This window comes from Bacillus sp. DWP3-1, assembly GCF_049896565.1.
Classification (GTDB): domain Bacteria; phylum Bacillota; class Bacilli; order Bacillales; family Bacillaceae; genus Bacillus.
Map to the genome: position 1 here is coordinate 612363 of NZ_JAFCUN010000001.1, position 14501 is coordinate 626863.

At 42.9% G+C, this 14501-nt stretch carries 9 protein-coding genes; 4 read left to right on the forward strand and 5 right to left on the reverse strand.

Translation table 11 applies throughout. The annotated features are described in order from the left end of the window. Positions 1-9 precede the first annotated feature (9 nt). Positions 10-4581 (reverse strand): glutamate synthase large subunit, encoded by a 4572-nt coding sequence (gene gltB, locus ACP7A0_RS03070; protein WP_426004231.1) that lies wholly within the window; start codon positions 4579-4581, stop codon positions 10-12. Positions 4582-4734: 153 nt separating this feature from the next. Here gltB and ACP7A0_RS03075 point away from each other — a divergent pair, with 153 nt between their 5' ends. The 3 genes from ACP7A0_RS03075 to ACP7A0_RS03085 all read left to right on the forward strand — a co-directional run bounded on the left by ACP7A0_RS03075 (position 4735) and on the right by ACP7A0_RS03085 (position 9291). After that, positions 4735-5637 (forward strand): LysR family transcriptional regulator, encoded by a 903-nt coding sequence (locus ACP7A0_RS03075; protein WP_034660886.1) that lies wholly within the window; start codon positions 4735-4737, stop codon positions 5635-5637. 94 nt (positions 5638-5731) lie between these two features. Next, a complete protein-coding gene (locus ACP7A0_RS03080) occupies positions 5732-7465 on the forward strand; it encodes an ABC transporter ATP-binding protein (RefSeq protein ID WP_060596520.1) in 1734 nt (577 codons plus the stop codon). Beyond that, entirely contained in the window at positions 7462-9291 is a 1830-nt protein-coding gene (locus ACP7A0_RS03085; protein ID WP_275718178.1) for an ABC transporter ATP-binding protein, read from the forward strand. The genes ACP7A0_RS03080 and ACP7A0_RS03085 overlap by 4 nt, the downstream gene beginning before the upstream one ends. Before the next feature lie 49 nt (positions 9292-9340). Here ACP7A0_RS03085 and ACP7A0_RS03090 read toward each other — a convergent pair whose 3' ends face one another. Continuing rightward, positions 9341-10162, reverse strand: coding sequence for a MerR family transcriptional regulator (locus tag ACP7A0_RS03090; RefSeq protein WP_095285268.1), 822 nt, complete (start codon positions 10160-10162; stop codon positions 9341-9343). 90 nt (positions 10163-10252) lie between these two features. On the opposite strand from ACP7A0_RS03090, the gene ACP7A0_RS03095 reads away from it, so the two are divergent. Then, positions 10253-10822, forward strand: coding sequence for a GNAT family N-acetyltransferase (locus tag ACP7A0_RS03095; RefSeq protein WP_426004235.1), 570 nt, complete (start codon positions 10253-10255; stop codon positions 10820-10822). Positions 10823-10885: 63 nt separating this feature from the next. On the opposite strand, the gene ACP7A0_RS03100 is transcribed toward ACP7A0_RS03095, so the two are convergent. From ACP7A0_RS03100 to proC, 3 genes are read right to left on the reverse strand one after another with little or no spacing between them, the layout of a single operon-like run. After that, positions 10886-12154 carry a glutamate-5-semialdehyde dehydrogenase gene (locus tag ACP7A0_RS03100; RefSeq protein WP_066030789.1) on the reverse strand — a complete coding sequence of 423 codons (1269 nt, stop codon included), beginning with the start codon at positions 12152-12154 and terminating at the stop codon, positions 10886-10888. A gap of 18 nt (positions 12155-12172) precedes the next feature. Then, entirely contained in the window at positions 12173-13291 is a 1119-nt protein-coding gene (gene proB / locus ACP7A0_RS03105) for a glutamate 5-kinase (protein ID WP_060596525.1), read from the reverse strand. Positions 13292-13318: 27 nt separating this feature from the next. Continuing rightward, a complete protein-coding gene (gene proC, locus ACP7A0_RS03110) occupies positions 13319-14116 on the reverse strand; it encodes a pyrroline-5-carboxylate reductase (protein ID WP_426004238.1) in 798 nt (265 codons plus the stop codon). Between the last annotated feature and the right edge of the window lie 385 nt (positions 14117-14501).

Consider the following 14501-nt stretch of genomic DNA (forward strand, 5'->3'; position numbering starts at 1 on the left):
TCCCCTTTCTTAATGAGCGAGGGCTGCTTTTTGCCCGTTTGCCGTTTCTTGATTTTTCGGTTTTGTGTTTGCTTCAAAGGCGAACATGACCGCTTCTTCATGACTGAGGCCCGCTTGTTTTTGTTCTTCAATGCTTTGAAGCATCATTTTGTAATTTCTCGGAATAACTTTGATGAATTGATCCTTTTCTTGCGCCCAGTTTTCTAGAAGTGCCGATGCTTTTGAGCTGTTTGTATAATGAAGGTGCTCTTTAATCAGCTGTTTCACTTCTTGTTCTTCTTCATGATCTGTGAGCTTTTCAAACATGATCATTTCCATGTTGCACATTCTTTTGAACTGTTTCGCATCGGATGTATGGACGTAAGCTACGCCGCCAGACATGCCTGCGCCGAAATTTTTTCCGACGTCTCCTAAAATGACGACACGTCCGCCAGTCATGTATTCACAGCCGTGATCACCGATTCCTTCAACGACCACATGCACACCTGAATTACGAACGGCAAAGCGCTCACCTGCACGCCCGTTAATAAAGGCTTTTCCGCTTGTCGCTCCGTAGAATGCGACGTTTCCGACAATGACGTTTTCATGTCCATTTTGTACAAAGTGATCAGAGGTTTTGACCGCAATTTTGCCTCCAGAGAGTCCTTTGCCGATATAGTCATTTGAATCACCCGTTAAATAGAGAGACATGCCCTTTGGCACAAATGCGCCGAAGCTTTGTCCTGCGGAACCAGTGAACCTTAGTGTGATCGTATCCTCTGGTAAGCCTTCTTCCCCGTAGCGCTTAGACACTTCACTTCCAGTAATGGTTCCGGCCACACGGTTGATATTGCGAATATTCAATGATAGATCAACCGGTGTTTGATGATTCAGCGCTTCCTGTACATAAGGGAGGATTTCATTCATATCCAGTGATTCATCAATTTTATGATTTTGCGGTGTTCTGAATGTACGAGCTCCTTCTGGCTGATAAAGCAGTGTTTCAAGGTCTAGCTGCCCTGCTTTCCAGTGTGCTTTTGCTCGTTCACTGACTCCTAGAACATCCGTGCGTCCAATTAATTCATCCATTGATGTAAAGCCAAGTTCCGCTAAGATTTCTCTTACTTCCTCTGCAATAAACATCATGAAATTCACAATGTGATCAGGGTTCCCCATGAATTTTTTGCGAAGCTCTGGATTCTGTGTAGCGACGCCGACTGGGCAAGTATCTAAATGACATGCTCTCATCATCACACAGCCCAATACGACAAGTGGAGCTGTCGCAAAGCCGTATTCTTCTGCTCCTAAAATCGCAGCCATGACAACATCGCGTCCAGTCATTAACTTGCCGTCCGTTTCAAGAACGACTCTCTCGCGAAGACCATTTAACACAAGGGTTTGATGTGCTTCTGCCAAACCGAGCTCCCAAGGAAGTCCTGTGTGTTTAATACTCGTTTTCGGCGAAGCTCCTGTGCCGCCATCGTATCCACTGATCACAATGACATCCGCCGTCCCTTTTGCTACACCTGCTGCAATCGTCCCAACGCCGGCTTTAGACACAAGCTTGACGCTGATGCGGGCATCACGGTTCGCGTTTTTCAAATCATGGATCAGCTGCGCCAAATCCTCGATGGAATAAATATCATGATGCGGCGGTGGTGAAATCAATCCGACGCCTGGTGTAGAGCCGCGTACATCGGCAACCCAAGGGTATACTTTATTTCCTGGCAGCTGTCCGCCTTCTCCAGGTTTTGCTCCCTGCGCCATTTTAATTTGGAGTTCATCTGCATTGACCAAATAATGACTCTTTACGCCAAAGCGTCCGGAAGCAATTTGTTTAATCGCACTTCTGCGATCATCGCCGCGTTCATCAACTGTAAAGCGTGCAGGATCTTCTCCGCCTTCTCCGCTGTTACTTTTACCGCCAATTCGATTCATGGCAATCGCAAGCGCTTCGTGCGCTTCTTTACTTAAAGATCCAAATGACATGGCACCTGTCTTGAATCGGCGCACGATGGATTCAGCAGATTCAACGTCTTCCAGACGAACTGGCTTTTGTTTTGGCTGGAAAGAAAATAAATTTCTGAGGAAGCCGATTCTTTCTTCGTCCGCTGCCTTTGTATATTGCTTAAATAGATCGTAATCTTCATTGCGGCATGCCCACTGAAGCGTATGGATCGTTTTTGGGTTAAAGGCATGGTGCTCTCCATTTTTTCTCCACTGGAAATCACTGCCTGATTCGAGTGTTTGGTCAGTCGCTGCCTGATACCCTGCTTCATGACGGAGTTTTGCCTCGTGTGCAATGGTCTCAAGATCAATCCCGCCAAGCTGAGAAGCTGTTCCCGTGAAATACGCCTGAATGACATCTTCACTAATGCCGACAGCTTCAAAGATTTGCGCTCCTCTATAGCTTTGCACAGTGGAAATTCCCACTTTAGACATGACTTTGACGACACCTTCGGTCACGCTTTTACCAAACTTTGTGACTGCTTCATCAAAGCTGAAAGAGATCGCTTCATCTGCAATCAACTGTTTGTACGTTTCATACACAAGATAAGGATGGATCGCATCTGCTCCGTAGCCAATCAGTGCGGCAAAATGATGGACCTCTCTGACTTCTCCAGATTCAACGATCAGACTAACCTTTGTCCGTAAGCCTTGGCGTACAAGATGCTGATGCAGTGCACTGAGCGCTAGAAGCGGTGGAATCGGCACTTTTTGTTCTGTCATTTCACGATCTGAAAGGATTAATAAAGATACGCCTTCGCGGATCACTTTTTCCGCCTCTTCAAACATCGCATCCAATCCGCGCTTTAAATCATCGGTGAATAGAGTATGAATCGTTTTGCTTTTAAAGGCATTATGAACAATCGTTTTCAAGCCGTTAAATTGTCCACTCGTTAAGACCGGTGTATAAAGTTTAATTCTTCGGCATGAATATTCATTCGGATGTAAAATATCTCCTTCAGCACCCAACCAAGTCATGGTAGATGTCACAAGCTGCTCACGAATAGCATCAATCGGCGGGTTCGTCACCTGTGCAAACAACTGCTTGAAATAATGAAACAGAGACTGCGCACGATCTGATAACACAGCAAGCGGTGTGTCGCTTCCCATTGAACCGATTGGGTCTTTACCTTCTTCTAGTAAAGGAATTAAATATTTTTGAATGTCTTCGTACGTATAATGGAACGCACGCTGACGAGTCAATAAATCATCCATTATACTAGAATTTTCTGAATTTTCTTCTGAGCGATTGACATGAACCATTTCTTCATCAAGCCATTTTTGATAAGGAAGTTCATTCGCAATCGTCGATTTCACTTCTTCGTCAGAAATAATTCGTCCTTCTTCTAAATCGATTAACAGCATTTTGCCCGGCTCGAGACGGTCTTTGTATTTGACATCCTCTTCATTTGTGTCGATCACGCCGACCTCAGAAGAGAAAATGATATGATCATCATTTGTGACGTAATATCTTGCCGGTCTTAATCCGTTTCGGTCTAAGATGGCACCGATTTGTTTACCATCTGTAAAGGAAATGGCTGTTGGTCCATCCCACGGCTCCATGAGAGAACTATGGTATTCATAAAATGCCCGTTTCTCTTTTGACATGTGCGTGTTTTCAGTCCAAGGCTCTGGAATCAGCATCATCGCTGTATGAGCAGGTGTACGGCCTGCAAGCACAAAGAATTCAAAGGCATTGTCTAGAATGGATGAATCACTTCCGTCTGCATTCAGCACTGGCAAAATCTTGTCTAAATCGTCTCCGAAAGCTTCAGATACGAATTGTTGTTCTCTTGCTCTCATCCAATTGATGTTTCCTCTTAATGTGTTGATTTCACCGTTGTGAATCAAGTAACGGTTTGGATGGGCTCTTTCCCATGTAGGAAATGTATTTGTACTAAATCGTGAATGAACAAGTGAAAATGCAGAAACAAATGTTTCATCCTGAAGATCAAGATAAAAAGCATCGACTTGATCTGATGTTAAAAGCCCCTTGTATACAATGGTTTGACTCGACAAGCTGACAAAGTAAAATTGCTTTTCCTCTGCTGTTCCCCAGTTCTCAGCCTGCTTACGAATGACATATAATTTTCTTTCAAATGACAAACGATCTGTGATGTTGTCGTTTGCCCCAATAAAGACTTGCCTCACAACCGGACAGCTCTTCGCTGCGACAGTACCAATTTTCCCGGCATCGACAGGGACTGTTCTCCAGCCAATTAATGTTTGACCTTCTTGTTTAATGAATCCGTTGATTTTTTGCTCGATGGCTTGACGCGTTTTCTCGTCATCCTCTTTTGAAAAGAAGACCATTCCTACCCCGTAACGGCCCTTTTCAGGAAGTGCAAAGTCTTTGCAGCTTTTTCTAAAGAAAGCGTCTGGCAGCTGTACCATTAAGCCGGCACCATCACCTGTATACGGATCACTGCCTTGCCCGCCGCGGTGATCAAGCTGGCAAAGCATTTGTAATCCCTTTTTGACGATGCTGTGTGTCGCTTCCCCTTTTAAATGAGCGTACAGTCCGATTCCACATGCATCATGTTCAAATTCAGGACGGTAGAGACCTTGTGGTTGTGGTAGTTGATTATAAGTCATCGTTTCTCTCCCCCGTTTAAAAGATCCGTTTTTTCACAGTCATAAAATCTCACAAACTCTGTAACTTATTTTAAGTTTTCAAATTAATATAAACAATATATAATTTAGATGAAAACAATCTCTTTTTGAGATAGATGGGTGTGAAGTGTAAAAATGGAGCTTCGTCAGTTGCGTTATTTTGTAGAAGTCGCAGACCGTGAGCACGTGTCAGAAGCGGCTGAAAACTTACATGTCGCCCAATCTGCTATCAGCCGGCAGATTGCGAATTTAGAAGAAGAACTTGGAGTGGCCTTATTCGAACGAGAAGGCCGAAATATCAAATTAACGAAAATCGGCAGACAATTTTTAGATCATGTCAGAACGGCACTAAAAGCCATTGATTATGCGAAAGAGCAAATTGATGAATACTTAGATCCGCACAAAGGAACGGTGAATATCGGCTTTCCTACAAGTCTAGCAAGCCAAGTGCTTCCTTCAGTCATTTCCGCCTTTAAGCAGGAATATCCAGAGGTCGATTTTTTACTTCGTCAAGGATCCTATAAATTTCTCATTGAAGCTGTAAAAAATCGGGATATTGATCTCGCCTTTTTAGGACCCGTACCGACAAACGATCCTCAAATAGAAGGAAATATTTTGTTTTCAGAAAGCATTTATGCCCTTTTGCCGGTTAGCCACCCCTTTAGCGGACAAAAGAGTATTCATTTAAGTGATTTAAGAAAGGATCATTTCGTGTTATTTCCTGAAGGGTATGTGCTGAGACAAATTGCAGTTGATGCTTGCAAGCAGGCAGGCTATAAGCCAACCATTTCATCTGAAGGAGAGGATTTAGACGCCATTAAAGGTCTTGTATCAGCGGGTATGGGCGTTACCTTATTACCCGAAAGCGCCTTTTATGAAACCACACCGCGATTTACAGCGAAAATTCCGATCGATTTTCCGCAAGTGAGAAGAACGGTTGGAATTATTGCGTCTAAGTCACGAGAAATGTCTCCTTCTGCCCATGATTTTTATGTGTTTGTGAAGGATTTCTTTTCTAAAATTGAACAATATAAATAATTTATTAAAACAGGACATTTCATTTGTGGAAATAATCCCTCTTTGTATATGATGGGTTACAGAACAACACACTATATGGAAGAAAGGTATTCGTATGAAATCAATTTTATCGTTTTTAAAGCCGTATCGGCTGTCCGTTGTGTCCATTGTTATCCTCACCTTTTTAAGCAGCATGCTCCAGCTGTATTTACCGACGCTTACGGCAGATATCGTCGATGTTGGAATCGTCCAAGGAGATATTGCTTACATATGGAAGGTTGGCGGCTGGATGGTGGCCTGTTCTTTACTTGCCATCTTGCTCACGATCTGGAAGTCTTACTTGTCATCAAAGACTGCACTTGGCTTCGGGCGTGATATGAGAAGACAGCTGTTTGTGCATGTTGAACAATTTTCACTAGAAGAATTTCAAAGGATCGGGACGTCTTCCTTTATTACAAGATCAACAAATGATGTGAAACAAGTCCAAGATGTCACGATCATGATTTTACAAATGATGACGAGAGCACCGCTCATGCTTGTGGGCGGAATTATTTTGGCTGTATCCCGAGATGCTGTCCTGTCTCTCATCTTTTTAGCAGCTCTTCCCCTTCTTGGCGGATTTATCTATTTGGTATCGAGAAAAGCTATTCCTTTATTCGGCCAGCTTCAGAAGAAAACAGACCGGCTGAATTTAATTATGCGAGAATCTCTTTCAGGCATCCGGGTCATTCGTGCTTTTAACCGTGTAGATGATGAAAAGGAGCGTTTTCAAGAAGCCAACACATCCTACAAGGATACTGGCCTTAGAGTCAACCGATTAATGGCTTACTTGTTTCCATTTATGCTGATCATCATGAACTTCACGAATATCGGCATTGTCTGGCTAGGTGCAAACCGAATTGATGCCGGAGAGATGGAAGTTGGGAATCTCATTGCTTTCATTCAATATGCGATGATGATTTTAATGGCACTTATTATGCTGTCGATGAGCTTTATTATGGTTCCAAGAGCACAAGCATCAGCTAAACGCATGAACGAAGTGTTAAACATGGAACCGAAGATTAAAGACAATGAAGGAACTGTTACTGACCTGCGCGCGCCAGCCCAATCCATTCGTTTTGAAGATGTGTCATTTTATTACTCAAATGCTGAGAAACCGGCAGTTCAAGACATTACGTTTGAAGCCAAAACTGGCGAAACGACAGCTATTATCGGAAGTACAGGTTCTGGGAAAACCACTCTTCTCCAGCTGATGACACGCTTTTATGAAGCAACAGATGGCCGGATTACACTAGATGGTGTAGACATTAGAGAGCTGCCTCAGGAGAAACTAAGAAGCCAGATGGGCTATGTCTCTCAAAAAGCGGTTTTATTTAGCGGCACCATTGCCGATAATGTGCGTTTTGGCAGGCAGGATGCAAGCGATGAGGACGTCTGGCAGGCGCTGCGAACGGCGCAGGCAGAAGAATTTGTTTTGCAAAAAGATGGCGGAATCAATGCGGAAATTGACCAGGGTGGATCGAATCTATCTGGCGGTCAAAAGCAGCGTCTTTCTATTGCAAGAGCGCTAGTGAGAAAGCCGTCATTTTATCTGTTTGACGATAGTTTCTCAGCACTTGATTACAAAACAGATGCGAAGCTTCGGGCATCATTAGAAGCCGAAAAAGCACATGCAGCCCTCATCATTGTGGCGCAAAGAATCAGCACAGTGAAGCATAGTGATAAAATCATCGTACTAGATGATGGGAAAATCGCAGGTATCGGAACACATGAACAATTACTGAAGGACAATCTTGTCTATCAAGAGATTGTTGCATCCCAGGAAGGTCAGGAGGTGGAGCGAGGATGAGTAAGAAAATGTCTTCCGGCATGGGCCATAAAGGCGGCCACCCTAGAGGACCTGTCGCAAAACCGAAGGAATTTAAGAAAACACTGCTTCGTTTGATTGGTTATTTAAAACCGAGGAAAATTCAATTGATCATTGTCTTCATTGCAGCGATCGGTTCAACCGTCTTTAACGTCATTAGTCCAAAGCTGCTAGGGGATGCCACCTCTTCCCTGTTTGACAGCTTTACTCAAGGAACAGCTGTTCAATTTGATGTCATTTCACGTATTTTATTACTGCTTGTCGCGCTATATGTCATTGCCTCTCTCTTTTCATTCGTTCAGCAATATGTGATGGCGGGTGTCTCCCAACAGACCATTGCTGAATTACGGCAAGAAGCAAATGACAAGCTCACACGTCTCCCCCTTCGGTATTTTGATAAAACAACCCATGGGGACACGCTGAGCCGTGTGATGAATGATATCGATAATATTAATACATCGCTTCAGCAGGCACTCACCCAAGTGATTACATCTGTCATTACGGTCATTGGGATTGTCGTCATGATGCTATTGATTAGTCCGCTATTGACCTTGCTTGTTTGTTTAACGCTGCCGCTCAGCCTGTTTGCGATTCGCGGCATTACGTCATTTTCTCAAAAGCATTTTAAAGCGCAGCAAAAAGAGCTCGGGATGATCAACGGACATATTAATGAAATGTTCTCAGGGCATCAAACGGTTCGTGCGTATGGCTACGAAAAGAAAGCGATTGATACGTTTGATCAATTAAACGAACAGCTGTATGAATCATCAAGGAAAGCGCAGTTCATTTCTGGTTTAATGATGCCATTGATGACGTTTATCGGGAACCTTGGCTATGTGGCAGTCAGTGTAGCCGGCGGTATTCTTGTCATTAATGGGAATATTCGTGTCGGAGATGTGCAGGCGTTTATCCAATACACGCAGCAAATGTCTCAACCGCTCGTGCAGGCATCAAGCGTCGCCAACTTGGTTCAATCAGCGATTGCTTCTGCTGAAAGGGTATTTGAAATCCTCGATGAGGAAGAAGAAAGTGCCGAGGAAGATGCAGCAATTGATCTTGAATCACTTTCAGGCGATGTGAGCTTTGAACAAGTTCAATTTGGGTATGAAAAAGACCATCCGATTATTAAAGATTTGACTTTAGATGTAAAAGAAGGACAAACGGTTGCTATTGTCGGGCCAACAGGCGCTGGAAAAACAACCATCATCAATCTTTTAATGCGTTTCTATGAATTAGATCAAGGCTCTATCCGCATCGGCGGCGTCAAAACAACTGACCTCAGCCGTCAGCAAGTACGCGACTTATTTGCGATGGTTCTTCAGGATACGTGGCTTTTTGAAGGAACGATTCACGACAATATTGCCTATGGCAGGCAGAACGTCTCAAAAGAGGATGTCATCAAAGCCGCCAAACATGCTTATGCTGATGACTTCATCCGCACACTACCAGACGGATATGACACACTCTTAACAGAAGATGCCGGCAATCTGTCCCAAGGTCAGCGCCAGCTGTTAACCATCGCCCGTGCGATTTTATCTGATCCAAAGATCTTGATATTAGATGAAGCGACGAGCAGTGTGGATACACGGACAGAGATGCACATTCAAAAAGCGATGAATGAATTGATGAAAGGCAGAACGAGCTTCGTCATTGCACACAGGCTGTCGACGATCAAGGATGCAGACCTTATTCTAGTCATGAAAGATGGCACCATCATTGAAAAAGGAACGCACAGTGAACTCTTGAAACAAAAAGGCTTTTATGCAGACTTATATATGAGCCAATTTTCGGAGAATCAAGTGGGTTAAATATAAAGAGAGGATAGACACGCGCCCATGCGGTCTATCCTCTTTTTTGTTAATCAGCTCGCTTTTTCACTTTTACACTGAGTTTCGTTATATACTCTGCTTCATCTTTAGACATGAGTGAATGAAGCAAATACTCCTCAAATACATCTCCATCCAGCATCATTTCCTCTTTCTCGATTTCATCTAACAAGCGCGAATAAGCAGACTCAATCTCCTCATATGATCCTTGATCATACATCACCGCATAGAGGCCCGCAGGTTTTTTAACTGCTCCTGGCGCTTCCATTCGGCAAAACAGCTGATCTGACTGATGATAGTGACGCTGAAGAAACTGCTCCTTTTTTAAGACAGCACCATTTGCCGCAGCACCTTTTATACCAATTCCCTTTAGAAATTTTCCAACAATACGTGATATTTCTTCTACGGATGTATTCATGTCAATTGGGTTCGATGCACTTAATACAACAGGTTCTTCTGGCATCTCTTGAAACAGAACCTCTCCTATTTTTATAGATGATAGTTCTTGCGTCGTCTCCATCACCCGCATAAGAAAAGACTGGATATCTTGAAGTTTTTCAATCTCTTGTTTGACCTTTTCTATTTGTTCGGCTGCTAGGCTTTGAAGCCTTTCGCGGGAAGGCTCTGTAAAATATTGTTTTAACTCTTTTATCGGAAATTGAACAGCTCGAAGGGATTGAATCGCTATAAAATGATCAAATTGCTCGAGTGTATAGTAACGGTACCCATTTTCATGGACACCAGCTGGCTTAAATAAATCAATTTTATCGTAATAAAACAGGGTATCTTTTTTTACATCAAATAGCTTGGCAAATTCTCCAGTGAAAAACGTTTTTTGCACATCATTGATCATGATTAAGGCTCCTCTCTTGACTATGGAGTTACTCCATCCTTTATCATGATAACATGCAGAACCACCACTACGCTGGGAAAGGATAAAAACATGAACAACATAACTCAACATGAAGTGACATTAGAAATTGCAAATAAAGAGGATTTCCCTTTTATGAAAAAAGAGCTGCAGAAAGCTTTTACAGCTGGCGTGATCGATGCATTTGGCGATGTGCATGATGGACCGATTCCTCCAGATGAAGTGATTGATGAATCTTTTCAATCAAATGAACACATTGTTTATCATATTAAGCTAAATGGTGAAAAGGCAGGCGGAGTTGTCATTAAAATCAACAAAGAGACCCATCACAACTCAGTTGACCTATTATACATCTCTTCATCCTCACACGGAAAAGGCATTGGTCAGGCAGCATGGAAAGCCATCGAGGCGCAATATCCAGAAACGATTGTTTGGGAGGTTGTGACCCCCTATTTTGAAAAACGCAACATTCATTTTTATGTCAATAAGTGCGGCTTTCAAATTGTTGAATTTTATCACATGAAACATCCAGATCCGAACGCACCTCATGCAGATGATCAAGAAAATGAGCTTTCAGCACCTGAGGAATTTGAATTCTTTAAATTTGAGAAAGTCATGAAGAAAACTTGCTCTAGCAAATGAAAATCTTCATCATACACTAAAAAACACTACCCCATAAAAAAGGTAGTGTTTTTTGCATCTCTTCTAGCCTCTAATCTGGCCATCGCCAGATAGAAGCAGCTTCGTTGTCGTGAGTGCAGGAAGTCCCATTGGACCTCTTGCATGCAGTTTTTGAGTGGAGATGCCAATTTCAGCCCCATACCCAAGTGCGCCGCCGTCTGTAAAGCGGGTAGATGCGTTATGATAAACCGCCGCCGCATCGACTGCGTTTAAAAACGTGAGTGCCTGCTTTTCATCTTCTGTCACGATGGCTTCTGAATGTTTTGTACCGTACTGATCAATATGGTGTATGGCTTCCTCGATTGAATCGACTACCTTTACTGCAAGATCAAGACTTAAATACTCATCTGTCCAGTCCACTTCCTCAGCAGGAATGGCGTTTGAAAAATGAGACAATGCTGCCTCGTCACCATGTACAGTGACATGGTGCTCCAGCAGGGCTTCATTCAATGATGCCGCATTCTCTTTCAGCCAATCGCGATGGATGATCAGCGTCTCAAGTGCATTACATACAGCCGGACGATTCGTTTTTGCATTGATGACAATCTCAATGGCTTTTTTTACATTGGCTGTTTGATCAATAAAGACATGGCAGTTTCCTGTCCCTGTTTCAAGGACGGGAATAGTGGATTGTTCAACCACTGTTTTGATTAAAGAAGCTCCCCCTCGCGGAATTAAGACATCGATCCATTCTTTTAGATGGAACATCGCTTGAACCGATGAACGGTCTGTTTGTTCAATCAATTGCACCGCATCACGCGGAATCTTTGTTTGATCTAATGTTTCATGAATGACACGGACAATGGCTTTGTTGGAAGAAATAGCGGAGGAACCGCCTTTTAAAATCACTGCGTTGCCTGCCTTGAGGGCAAGCCCTGCTGCATCGACAGTGACGTTCGGTCTCGCTTCATAGATCATCCCGATCACGCCGAGCGGTACTCTTCGGCTTTTCACGTGCAAGCCGTTTTCAAGAGTCCATTCATCCAATATTTCTCCAACAGGATCTGTTAATCTCGTCACAAGCCGTAAGCTTTCCGCAAACTCATGAATTCTTTCTTCATTTAACATTAAACGATCCAAGAGTGCCTCTGAGAAGCCCTTTTCCTTCCCGGCATCTACATCCTTTTGGTTCTCCTGTAAAATGAAGGTGCTTTTTTGTTCTAACGCTTCTGCTAGTTTAAGCAGCGCCTCGTTTTTATCCTCTGTATGAAGTAAACCTAGTTTTTTTGAAACGTGCTTTGCTTTTTTTGCTTTTTCTTTGACCGATGTGACAACTTCAGCTGTCAGTGTCATGGAATTCCTCCCTTTTGGTTAGCAAACTGGTATCGATAATTCTAAATGACAAACAAACGCTTCAAGATCGACGACATGAACCACTTCATCCTGTAACGAGTCACTGCTCAGTGCAAGTTCGTCAGCTGGGTAATTCACAATACCAAGCCCTATTTCTCTACCATCTTGATCTAAAATACGGACGACATCGCCTTTTTTAAACGAACCCTTTACATTGACAATGCCATCGGAATCAAGGCTTTTCTCGCGGTGCATGAGGTGCTCCTGTGATTTTTTTTGAACAACGATCTCGCCTTTTGGTCCAGAATGAAAGGCAATCCACTGCTTCTTGTAATTCAGCGGAGCTAAATTTTCATCAGCCGTAAAATAAGTGCCGTCCTCTGTCCCATTGATCGCTTTATCTAAAATGTGAGGCGTATCCGCTTTTCCTAAAAAGCCGTTGATGCCAGCGGCCATGGAAATTTTAAACGCATCAAGCTTTGATTTCATTCCGCCTGTGCCCACACTGCTGCCTGCATCTCCAGCCGCTGCTTCGATGTCTTCTGTGATGTCTGTGACTTCAAGAATTCTCTTCGCATTTGGGTTTGTATGCGGGTTATCTTCATACAAGCCATCAATATCAGATAAAATGGCAAGGAAATCCGCATCAATCAATCCAGCTACTTTTGCAGACAATGTATCGTTATCTCCGAACTTCAGCCGATTGATCGTCACTGTGTCATTTTCATTAATAATTGGGATGATGCCTCGATCTAATAACACATTCATCGTGTTGCGTACATTTTGATAGCGCGTTTCATCTGAAAAATCACTTCTTGTGATTAAAAGCTGTGAGGCAATATAACCGTGTGATAAAAATAAAGTAGAATATGATTCCATTAAAAGGCCTTGCCCAATTGAGGCAGATGCCTGTTTTTCCGGCAGTGTTTTGGGTCTATCGATAAATCCTAGTTTTCGGTAACCAGCTGCAACCGCACCAGATGAAACCAAAATGACTTCGTGTCCTGCATCTTTGAGTTTCACAATTTGATTGACGAGGTTTTCTAGTTTTTTTAAACTAATCTCCCCTTGAAAGCTAGTAAGCGAGCTGCTTCCGATTTTCACAACAATTCGTTTTCTCTCTTTATCTGCGTACACCTTATCACTCCTGTACCTGAGCTCTATTTATATAGATACTTTTTGTTTTTGCTGATTGCTGATCTCTTTTGATCGATTAGCAGCATGTTTGACGGCCTGCTTGATCGCTTCTCCACCGCCAAAATCATCTAATGCATTCAATCCAGCAGCCGTTGTTCCATTTGGTGACGTAATTTTCTCTCTTAGAGTAGAAGGGTCTTCTTCTGTTTCTTGCAGCATTTTCGCAGCACCGAGAAGTGTCTGCGCGCCAATTTGACGAGACAATTCCTTAGATAAACCTGCTTCTTCTCCTGCTTCTTCGATTCTCTCCATTAAGAAATAAAAATAGGCTGGGCCGCTTCCGGCAATTCCAGTGAAAATATCCATTTGGTCTTCCTGAATGGTATAGACTTCGCCCATTTCAGATAAAAGAGCCTGACTCATGCTGATATGGTCGTCTTTCACATAACGTCCAGCACATAAAGCGGTCGCTGAAGCCCCAATCGTACTTGACGTATTGGGCATCACCCTCATAACAGGCTGCCCTTCATGCAGCATATTTTCAATATATGATTGCTTAACGCCTGCAAGGACAGACATGATCAGCTGGTCTCTCTGAATATGAGGTTTTAACGATTCAAGTGCTGTTTCAGCATCCTTTGGCTTCATGGCCAGGATCAACATATCCATTTCTTCAAAAGGAAAAGAATCCATTGTGGCTGTTTGTATTCCGTATCGTTTCGTTAGTTCATTCAATCGATGTTGATTTTGTCTGTTTGTTGCGTAAATTTGGCCTAGCGGCATCTGTCCTGATCGCACAATCCCTGCAATCATTCCTTCCGCCATAGAGCCTGCTCCAATGAAAGCAACTTTCTTTTGATCAATGATATGGATCCTCTCCCTTGTTCGCTTTTTGTTCGTGTTTTTCACACGTTAGTTATCGTAACATGATGAGAAATCGTGTCAAGAAAGAGCTAGTGCTTTTCAAAAGTCCCGATTGTATAGCGAACCGCTTGCTATATGTATGCTGACTGCGCTTTTACGAAACAACAATTTAGATCAAAAGAACTATTCGAATTAGCATCATAGTACCCTTTCTTTCGACTGAATTCCCCATTTTATTTTTGATTCGGTGACTTCAATTCTATTTTTTAGAAAGCGCTATCATTTTTAATGACTTTCTATTTTCCTATACGATGAATGTGCTTGAATCTTCCGATTAGACTATTGA

Coding starts and splice junctions, on each gene's coding strand:
- ACP7A0_RS03085 (WP_275718178.1), top strand. CDS start 7,462: ATGAGTAAGAAAATGTCTTCCGGCATGGGCCATAAAGGCGGCCACCCT.
- ACP7A0_RS03090 (WP_095285268.1), bottom strand. CDS start 10,162: ATGATCAATGATGTGCAAAAAACGTTTTTCACTGGAGAATTTGCCAAG.
- proC (WP_426004238.1), bottom strand. CDS start 14,116: ATGGCGGAAGGAATGATTGCAGGGATTGTGCGATCAGGACAGATGCCG.
- gltB (WP_426004231.1), bottom strand. CDS start 4,581: ATGACTTATAATCAACTACCACAACCACAAGGTCTCTACCGTCCTGAA.
- ACP7A0_RS03075 (WP_034660886.1), top strand. CDS start 4,735: ATGGAGCTTCGTCAGTTGCGTTATTTTGTAGAAGTCGCAGACCGTGAG.
- ACP7A0_RS03080 (WP_060596520.1), top strand. CDS start 5,732: ATGAAATCAATTTTATCGTTTTTAAAGCCGTATCGGCTGTCCGTTGTG.
- ACP7A0_RS03100 (WP_066030789.1), bottom strand. CDS start 12,154: ATGACACTGACAGCTGAAGTTGTCACATCGGTCAAAGAAAAAGCAAAA.
- ACP7A0_RS03095 (WP_426004235.1), top strand. CDS start 10,253: ATGAACAACATAACTCAACATGAAGTGACATTAGAAATTGCAAATAAA.